Below are 9191 nucleotides of genomic sequence, written 5' to 3'. Positions count from 1 at the left end.
CCCAAGCCCCAGGCGGAGCGCCCCCCGCCAGAGTCGGAGGCGCTCTATGTGGCCGCAATCCTTCGGGATTCCCGGCTGCTCGCCCGGGACACCTTCCGCGTGTGTGATGAGCTGTCCCACATGGGACTGCGGATGGTGTTGGCGCAGGCCACGTCCGGGCAGGGGCTGGAGGAGGCGCTCTTCGAGGCGACGGAGGTCGTCAAGCGGACGCTCCTGGAGGCCGGCCGCCGGCTCTCCCCGGGGGGAATGGAACTGGAGACGGAGTTCATCCTCGCGTGCCGCGACATCATGGTGCGGCGTATCGACGAGCGGCTCGTTTATATAAAGCGAGCGACGGAACAGACTCCGGGGGCTTTTGATTTGACAGAGGAGACCCGCCAGCTCCTGTCCGAGCGCAAGGAGCTGCTGGCCCTCCGCAAGCGCGTCCTGGATGAGCTGAGGCCCGCTTCCTCGGCAACGGGAACAAAGGCACCAATGCAACCGGTTTGAGTTCGCGTTTGTAAGAAAGCTCGACTTTGCGGTAGATCGGCCGGCTCGCCCAGGCCAAAGCACCTGATTTTCTTAAGGAGAAGTACCCGAATGCCGACGCAGAAGCCCCCCAAGGCATCCGTGAAGCCCACCAAGAAGAAGGTGGACCCGGTGATCCGCAAGAAGAAGGCCCCGGACAGCCCTGCGGCGAAGGTCACGAAGGCAGCGGAGCCTGAGGAGAAGGAGCTGCTGGCGAAGGACGCCCCCGCCGAGGCGCCCGAGAAGATCAAGAAGAAGAAGGGCGTCGCCGCCATGGCCGACGACGTGGACCCCGAGGAGGCCGCGGAGGAAGCCGCCGCCGCCGTCCAGGTGGACCCGGACGCCGTGGAAGACGACGTGGAGGAGGATCCCGTCGCCGAGCGCAAGGAAGTCAAGGACCTGCTGGCCGCGGGCCGCGAGAAGGGCTTCCTCACCTATGACGAGGTGAACGACGCCCTCCCCGCCGACATCGTGTCGTCCGATCAGATCGACGACGTGATGAGCATGTTCGGCGACAACGACATCGAGATCGTGGACGCGCAGAAGGCCGCGCAGTCCAACGAGATCAAGCCCACCGTCGCCGTCGAGGAAGAGAAGGAAGACCAGGACGAGGACGAGAAGGACGAGGACGACGAGCCGGGTGGCAAGTCCAACGACCCCGTCCGCCTCTACCTGCGCAAGATGGGCAGCGTCAGCCTCCTCACCCGCGAGGGCGAGGTGGAGATCGCCAAGCGCATCGAGGAGGGTGAGAAGGAAGTCCTGCGCGCCCTGCTCGCCTGCCGCGTCGCCGTGGCGGACATCCTGGACATCAGCAACCGCCTGAAGACGGGCAAGCTGCGCGTGCGCGACGTCATCAAGGACGCGCCCGAAGAGGCCCAGTCTGAGAACGCGGAAGAGCCCGCCGAGGAAGCAGCCGAGGGCGAGGCCCCCGCGCAGCTGGCGCAGAGCGAGCTCAACAAGATCGAGCAGATCTCCAAGCAGATCGAGCGCTTCCGCAAGTTCGCCAAGGACTGCGAGGTCCTGGAGGAGGAGCTCTCCGGGAAGAAGAAGCTCACGGAAGTCCGCAAGAAGGAGCTCAAGCAGGAGGTGAAGGACCTTCGGACCAAGATGATGGAGGTCCTGGAGGAGATGCGGCTGAACAAGAAGCAGGTGGACCGCATCGTCGTGAACCTCAAGGGCCTCATCGAGCGCGTGGAGAAGGCGGAGGAGGAGCTCGGGGACCTGGAGCGTCGCTACCAGGTCAACATGAAGGACCTGCGCCCGCAGCTCAAGGAGTCGCGCGAGAACCCGAACATCGCCAAGAAGCTCCAGAAGCAGCTCAACTTCACGCCCGAGCAGCTGGAGGTCCTGGACCGCGACGTGCGCACGGCGGTGCGGAAGATCAAGCGCGTGGAGGAGGAAGCCAACCTCCCCGTGGACGCCCTGCGCCGCAACTACGACGCCATCCGCCTGGGTGAGAAGCGCGCCGAGCGCGCCAAGAGCGAGCTGGTGGAGGCGAACCTGCGCCTCGTGGTCTCCATCGCGAAGAAGTACACGAACCGCGGCCTGCAGTTCCTGGACCTCATCCAGGAGGGCAACATCGGCCTGATGAAGGCGGTGGACAAGTTCGAGTACAAGCGCGGCTACAAGTTCTCGACGTACGCCACCTGGTGGATCCGTCAGGCCATCACCCGCGCCATCGCGGATCAGGCCCGCACCATCCGCATCCCGGTGCACATGATCGAGACCATCAACAAGCTCATCCGCACGAGCCGCTACCTCGTGCAGGAGATTGGCCGCGAGCCGACGCCGGAAGAAATCGCGGAGAAGATGGAGCTGCCGCTCGACAAGGTGCGCAAGGTCCTGAAGATCGCCAAGGAGCCCATCTCCCTGGAGACGCCCATTGGCGAGGAAGAGGACAGCCACCTGGGCGACTTCATCGAGGACAAGAGCCTCGTGTCGCCCGCGGACGCGGTCATCAACATGAACCTGGCCGAGCAGACGCGGAAGGTGCTGGCCACGCTCACGCCGCGCGAGGAGAAGGTCCTGCGCATGCGCTTCGGCATTGGCGAGAAGAGCGACCACACGCTGGAAGAGGTGGGCCAGGACTTCGAGGTGACGCGCGAGCGCATCCGCCAGATTGAAGCCAAGGCGCTGCGCAAGCTGCGTCACCCCAGCCGCTCCAAGCGTCTGCGCTCCTTCGTGGAGAGCTGAGCCCCGGAGTAGGCTGACCGTTGAGCCCTGAAGGCCTCCGTTCCCTCAAGTGGACCGGGGGCCTTCTTCGTTTCTCCCGTCCCTCTTGGAGGTGCGCCGTGGCCGCGAAGAAGCCCGCCGAGAAGCCCCTGCCCTTCTCCGACAGCGTGATGAAGCAGGTGCGCTCCATTCCCCGAGGGGAGGTGCGCTCCTACGCGCAGGTGGCCATCTACGCGGGGAGGCCGGGCGCGGCGCGCGGCGTGGGGCGGGAGTTGAAGCACCTGCCGGGGCAGGCCACGCAGGTGCCCTGGTGGCGGGTCATCCGTTCGGACGGGACGCTGGCGCCTCCGGTGGCGCACGAGCAGGCGAAGCGCCTGCGCGCGGAGGGCGTCACGGTGAACGAGAAGGGCCAGGTGTTCCGGGTGGTGAAGAAGGACGGCAAGGCCTGACACGCGGCGGCGCTTGCCAGGCGCGCGCGGGCGGAGAGATAGTCCGCCTCGCGTCTGGCGTCAGAGACATGAGGGCCCTTAGCTCAGCGGTTAGAGCTGTCGGCTCATAACCGATTGGTCCCTGGTTCGAATCCAGGAGGGCCCAACTCCCCCTCAGCATGTCATCCATCGCCTCCTGCCTCCCTGAGGCCGAGGTGCCATGCGCACCTCCTCCGCCAGCGATTGGGGGAGGGCCTGGATGCATTGACTCGCGCTCCGTCGCAGCATTGACTCTCTCGCATGCCCGGATTTCTCTGCTCTACGTGTGGCGTATGGGATCCCGCGGGCCAGGCCGCGCATGCCTGCCCAGGCCACCGCGTGGTCCCCAAGCTGGGGCACTTTCCATGCAGGCGCTGCAACCGCGTCTTCATCCATCCGTCATTGCTTGAAAGCCATGACTGCGGCGGCATGGCGGAGATGTACCTGCTCCCGCAGGGTGCGGTGAATAACAAGAATGAGGCCGTGACGAGCAGGTGCTACTGCCCGGCCTGCGCCCGCCCCTTCGTGTCGCGCAAGGTCCTGGGGGGTAACAACCGGACCCCTGCGCACAACATCATCTCGCGAGACGCCCTGAAGCTGACTGGTGCCATCAAGGACTACTACGGCGAGAAGGTGCTCGGTAACAAGATGGCGACGGAGGTGGGCGGCTACGGCAACACCCTGCTCGTCTTCTTCCTCCTGCATTTCGACGGATTGATGACCTCGGGGGCCGTGCCCCTCTATCACGCCCCGGAGGCGCCCCTGTGGACGGCGGTCAAAGACTTCCTCCAGAAGGATGGCGGCCGGGCATTCCTCTTCAGCGCGGGTGCCGCGCATCCATTCGGGCTGGGCAACGGCGACCGCTACGACAAGGACTTCTCACACCAGGGCCTGCTGGACCGGCTCTTCGGCGTCCTTGCCAAGACGAAGTCACGTCGCCGGGAGCCCCCTCAGGCGGACTGGGACTTCACGGCCTCGACCGTCCAGAAGGCCAAGACTCTCTACAAGGCCCTCGAAGGCTACTCCCTGGCACCCAAGGACTCGTACACCACCAACTATTGCCAGACGCTTCTGGACGCCCAGTGCGGGACCTGTGAAAGCCGGCAGGGCGAGGCCAACCTCCTCTGCCGTTACTTCGCCGCCAGGAATGCCATTGGCCAGCAGAACAGTGCCCAGGTGACCTTGACCGCGACGTCCGGGGATCTGCTCAACTTCATCGGGCTCCAGTTCTGCTGCGGCGCGGCCGGCGAGCCGGTCACGTCCGTGACGGACATCTCGGAGGAATGGCTCACCAAGGTGACGGTCTGGCAGCTCTACCGGCATCTGGAATCGATGCGGGTCACCCTCAAGGAGAAGATCTTCGGCAACCAACGCCACACCATCTCCAGGAACGGGCCCATCCCCGTGATCCTGGAGACGCTCCTTCACAACTGGAATGCCTTCTCGCTCTTCTACACGCTCGCGTACCTGCGCATCTCCGCGGGTGACTACGACGACGCCACCCAGCTGTTCTCCCTGGGGAAGCTGAGCGCCGCTCTCGAAACGAAACTCAAGACAGCGGATACCAAGGCGGCCGACGAAATCAGCCAGACCAACGTGGCTTTGCGACGGTTCGCGCCCAGGAAGGACGGCGGCGCGTCCATTGGCGGCGTCGCGTGCGCTTGGCCCGTGAAGAAGTGGTGATGGATTGAGCCTCCCCCGGGCCTGGGGCGCCACACTCAACGAGCACGGACGCCGCGAGGACTCACAGCGCGCGCCGCTCACGTCTCACTGAGCGTCGAGACTCCACGCGCGGCCGATGCACTCAGCGTCTGGCTGGGTAATACCAGACCTCACCCAGGCGCTGAGGCTTTCCGAAAGACAATGAATTACACGCTTTGAGAGCCGTGCGTCGTCCTTTGTGAATCCTGGGGGGATGGGATGGCACGCGCCGCGCCTGCTAGGCTTCGGTCCATCCTCACATGACCACCCTGCTCTTCGCCGCGGCTACGGATCCTGGCCTGTCCTTCGGCAGTCTCATCTGGATCGTTGCCCTCCTCTTCGGCCTCTTCAAGCACCGGGAAGCCCTTCAAGAATCCTCCACGAACCGCAAGGCCATCTATTCGCTGATGGTCGTGGAGATCGCCGCACTGGTGATTCTCGTCTCGCAGCTGATCAAGCCCCTGTTCGACGCTCCGCTGGCGGCCATCCTGGTGCCCCTGGTCGCGTTCGTCCTCATGCTGCTGGGACTGTTCCTCGCCGTCACCGGCCTGCTGGAGCTGCGCTCCGACACGGAACGGCGGCTGAAGGGACGCAAGCACGCGTGGTGGGCCGTCGCGCTCTCGGTCTTCATCCTCGGCGGCATGGGGTTTGGCTTCTTCAACGCCCTCTCACGGCGGGATGAAATCCCGGCGGACTACCGGGCGGCGAAGCCTGACGAAGGCATCCGCGACGAGGAGTTCAACTTCGCCTTCCAGCATCCAGGCAGCCCCTGGATGACGATGAACGCCCCACGGCTCAACAAGCTTGCGAAGTTCGCCATGGCGCGCGGTGGCAAGAGCCAGATGTTCTTCATCATCATCCCGGAGAAGTCTTCGGACGGGGAGGCCCCAGGCGGAGAGGAAAGCACCGAGCTGATCGCGGACGTCGTGGCCGCCAACCTCGAGAGCGGCATGGGCGCGGTCGAAAAACTGTCGCGCGAACCCCATGCCGTCGGTGAGCTGAAGGGCATCCGCATGCGCACCCGTGCGCAGCACAAGCAGATGCCGCTGACCTATGTGCAGTGGGTCTACTCACACGAAGGGTATGCCTATCAACTCATGGCGTGGGGGAGCACGAAGGACGAGAAGGAACTCTTCGAGGAGGCGGACCGCCTGTTCGCGCGGTTCTCCATGCTGGATCCGAAGCGCAAGGCCGCCCCCGCCGCCGCGGCCGCAAGCCCCCTGACGGGGCACTCCACGGAGTATGGCTATTCCGTCGAGCTGGACGGGCGGCTCTGGGAACGGCCCAACAACCTCGCGACGGAGTTTCCCGAAGCGGACTTCGGCGCGGTCGGTGACAACACCAGCATGATCGTCGTCCCCATCTGGCTCTTCGGCGAGGAGCCCGCTCCGGACGCCCTGGCCCACGGCCTGATGAGCGTCCTCAACGTCGACTCCGACGAAGCCACGGTCCGCAATGCCCGCGAGATCACCTCGGACAAGCTCTCGGGCCGGGCCTTCACCTATGAGGCCCAGGACGAAGCGGGAGCGGTCGACGAGTACGAGCTGCGCGTGTTCCGGGATGGGGACATGGCGTACCTGCTCGCCGGATGGTGGGCCAAGAACCAGCCCACGCTCGGCGCCCGGGTCCGCTCGGCGCTGGATGCCGTCAAGCTCAGCGCCCCCACGACAGCACCCCGCTCCGCGGCGGTGGGCAAGGCCGCCGCGACGACCCACGCGAAGGTCTTCGACAGCATCGCGCGGTACTACTCCGACCGGGAGGACTTCGCCTCGGCTCTCCCCTGGTTCAAGCGCGCCTTCGAGCTGGAGCCCGGACAGCCAATGCTGCTCATCAACGCCGCGGCCGCGTACAGCGGCGCGGGGCGGTACGAGGAGGGGCTCGCGCTCATCAACGCCCACGCGAAACGGTTCCGGGGGGAGCTGCGGCTGGAGTCCTGGCGGGCCTACCTGCTCGTGCACAGCGGCCGTGAGGCCGAAGGGTTTCAAGCCTACGCCTCGGTTTTTCCATCCCGCCTCACCAACGAGACCCACCTGCGCCGGTATCTCTCACTGCTCCAGGAGAAGGGCCGTGTCGCGCAGGCGCTCCAGGTCATCCAGCAATACCGGAAGCGAGCCGACTCGACGGGCGCCACGCTCCTGCACGCGGACATCCTGCGGCGCAAGGGCGTCCCCGCGCAGGCCGCCGCCCTCCTGCGTCAGCGGCAGAAGCGCGAGGGCTACACCCTGGAGGTCTCCGAAGCCCTGGCGGACACGTGGCTGGAGGCCCAGAAGCCCAAGCTCGCCCTGGAAGTCGCCGAGGACATGGTGAGCAGGTCAGCGCAGTCCTCCAGGAGCTACCAGGTCCGGGCCCGCGCCGAGTACGCGCTCAAGCGCTACTCGGAGGCCAAGGCCTCCCTGGAGAAGGCGCTCGAGCTGGAGCCCTCCTCCGCGGACACACGCCAGTTTCTCGAGCATGTGTCCGGCACGCTGGGCCAGGGGGTGAACTCGGTGCTCAAGACGCCCATCGAGGAGGTCGCGCTGCCCCCGGAGTTGGTTGCCCGGAGTGACAAGCCAGCCAGGGCGCCGGGCCACAATGGCCAGTACCTCCTGCGGGCCACCGCCATCTCCTTCGTGAAGGGAAAGGAGCTGCGTACCACCTACCTGCGCCGGGTCCAGGTGCACAACGCCGCGGGCGTGGAGCGCTTCAACACCTTCGAGTTCGAGCTCAACCCGCTGTCCGAGGAGATCTTCGTCAACCGGGTGGAGGTCCGGGATGAGCAGGGCCGCGTGGTGGCCAGGGGCAAGGTGGAGGACTGCTACGTCTCCGACAAGGCCTCCGCGCAGCAGGGCACCCAGCGCCGCACCCTGGTGGTGCCCGTGCCAGGCCTGAAGCCCGGGCACACCGTGGACGTGGTGGTCACCCGGCGCGACATCACGCCGCCGCAGGCCATGCGCTTCCTCGAACAGGACTTCTCCACGAGCATCCCCACGTCACGCGCCGTGCTCTACGTCCGCGGCGACGTGGACGCGATGCAGTGGCGAGCCTCGCCCGGCATCAAGCCCGTCCAGGCGCCTGATGCATGGACCTTCGTCGTCGAGCAGCCCGCGCTCTACCGCGATGAGGGCCTGCAGCCCGACTACCAGGAGTACCTGCCCATGGCCTGGCTGGCCCCCGTCGGCACGACGTGGGAGGCCGAGGGAACCGACTACCTGAAGTCCATTGCCGCGCAGCTAGTGCCCGCGTCCACCGTGAAGGCACTGGCCGCCAAGGAGGGCGGGACGGCCAGGGATGAGGCGACGCGTGCCGCCGCGCTGGCCCGGTGGGTCCAGAAGAGCCTGGCCTATCGAGGCATCCTCTTCGGCGCCCGCGCCCGCATTCCGCACGCCGTGGACGAAATCCTCGGCAACCGCACCGGTGACTGCAAGGACCACTCCCTCCTGCTGCACCAGCTGCTCGGCGCCGCGGGGATTCCCTCGCAGCTGGCGCTCGTGCGGACGGGCGGCCCTGTCGTCGCGGATACGCCATCGTTGGACCAGTTCGACCACATGGTCGTCTACCTGCCGACGGTGGGCGGGGGCACCTTCGTGGATGCGACGAACAAGTTCATCGCGCCCATGAGCAGCGGGGAGATTGGGTTGGGCGGCCGGGAAGCGTTGGTGCTGGATGGCACGAAGTCCCGGCTCGTGCGCATTCCCCAGTCCGCCCTGAGCCACGTGCGCGCCGAACGCCACGTCCGCCTCCAGGGGACGACGCTGCACGTGAAGGAGCAGGTGACGCTGACGGGAGACCACGCCTCCGCCGTGCGCTATTTCCTCTCCAGCGAAGAGCCCTCTGAGCGCGCGGAGCAGATGGCCTCCATGCTGGGAGGCTCCCGGGCCGGCGTGAGCGTCACCACCCTGGAGGCCCCCGACCTGGAGGAGCCCGAGCGTCCGCTGACCTTGAGCATCGAATACGTCGTGCGCGGCCGCTTCGCCTCCGCGGGCGGCGGTATCGTGGGGCAACTGCCCTCGCCCTGGGAGCACAACTTCCTGAGCACCCGGGGGACGGAGCGACGCGACTCTCCCTTTGAAATGAGGACGCCCCTCGTCATCGAGAGCGTGACCCATTTCGAGGTGCCCTCGGGTCAGGCCGTCACGGCGCAGGACCTGGAGGAGCGCTCCGGCACCACGGACCATGCGGAGTGGAAGCTGGCGTCCCGGCTGGCGGATGGCGTGCTCACGCGAGACTTCCGCATCCGACGGGCGCAGGGTCGCTTCGAGGCCTCCAGGTACACGGCGTTCAAGGACGCCATGCAGGCCGTGCTCGACGCCTTGGAGCAACGCGTCTCGCTGCGGGGGCCCACGTCCGCGGCCGTCCAGGAGTAGT

General features: G+C 66.5%; 4 protein-coding genes, 1 tRNA gene and 1 pseudogene. All 6 read left to right on the top strand.

What is annotated here, in order from left to right; translation table 11 throughout:
• Positions 1–489 (top strand): annotated as a pseudogene (locus D7W79_RS13530) (DNA primase); the annotation flags it as partial.
• A 90-nt stretch (positions 490–579) separates the two neighbouring features.
• Positions 580–2700, top strand: a complete 2121-nt coding sequence (rpoD, locus tag D7W79_RS13525) for an RNA polymerase sigma factor RpoD (RefSeq protein WP_120525789.1) — start codon at positions 580–582, stop codon at positions 2698–2700.
• Between the two features lie 98 nt (positions 2701–2798).
• Positions 2799–3128, top strand: a complete 330-nt coding sequence (locus tag D7W79_RS13520; RefSeq protein WP_120525788.1) for an MGMT family protein — start codon at positions 2799–2801, stop codon at positions 3126–3128.
• A 72-nt stretch (positions 3129–3200) separates the two neighbouring features.
• Positions 3201–3273, top strand: a tRNA-Ile gene (locus D7W79_RS13515).
• Between the two features lie 356 nt (positions 3274–3629).
• Positions 3630–4829, top strand: a complete 1200-nt coding sequence (locus tag D7W79_RS13510; protein WP_208729726.1) for a hypothetical protein — start codon at positions 3630–3632, stop codon at positions 4827–4829.
• A gap of 278 nt (positions 4830–5107) precedes the next feature.
• Positions 5108–9190, top strand: a complete 4083-nt coding sequence (locus D7W79_RS13505) for a DUF3857 domain-containing protein (protein WP_120525786.1) — start codon at positions 5108–5110, stop codon at positions 9188–9190.
• Position 9191: the final 1 nt, after the last annotated feature.

Origin of the sequence: Corallococcus exercitus, from assembly GCF_003611585.1 — a bacterium.
In the GTDB taxonomy this organism is placed as follows: Bacteria; Myxococcota; Myxococcia; order Myxococcales; family Myxococcaceae; genus Corallococcus; species Corallococcus exercitus.
This window is presented reverse-complemented; position numbering and strand designations above follow the sequence as displayed.

What these genes read in the sequence shown, in the direction of transcription:
- rpoD (WP_120525789.1), top strand. Translation starts at nt 580, where the DNA reads ATGCCGACGCAGAAGCCCCCCAAGGCATCCGTGAAGCCCACCAAGAAG.
- D7W79_RS13505 (WP_120525786.1), top strand. Translation starts at nt 5,108, where the DNA reads ATGACCACCCTGCTCTTCGCCGCGGCTACGGATCCTGGCCTGTCCTTC.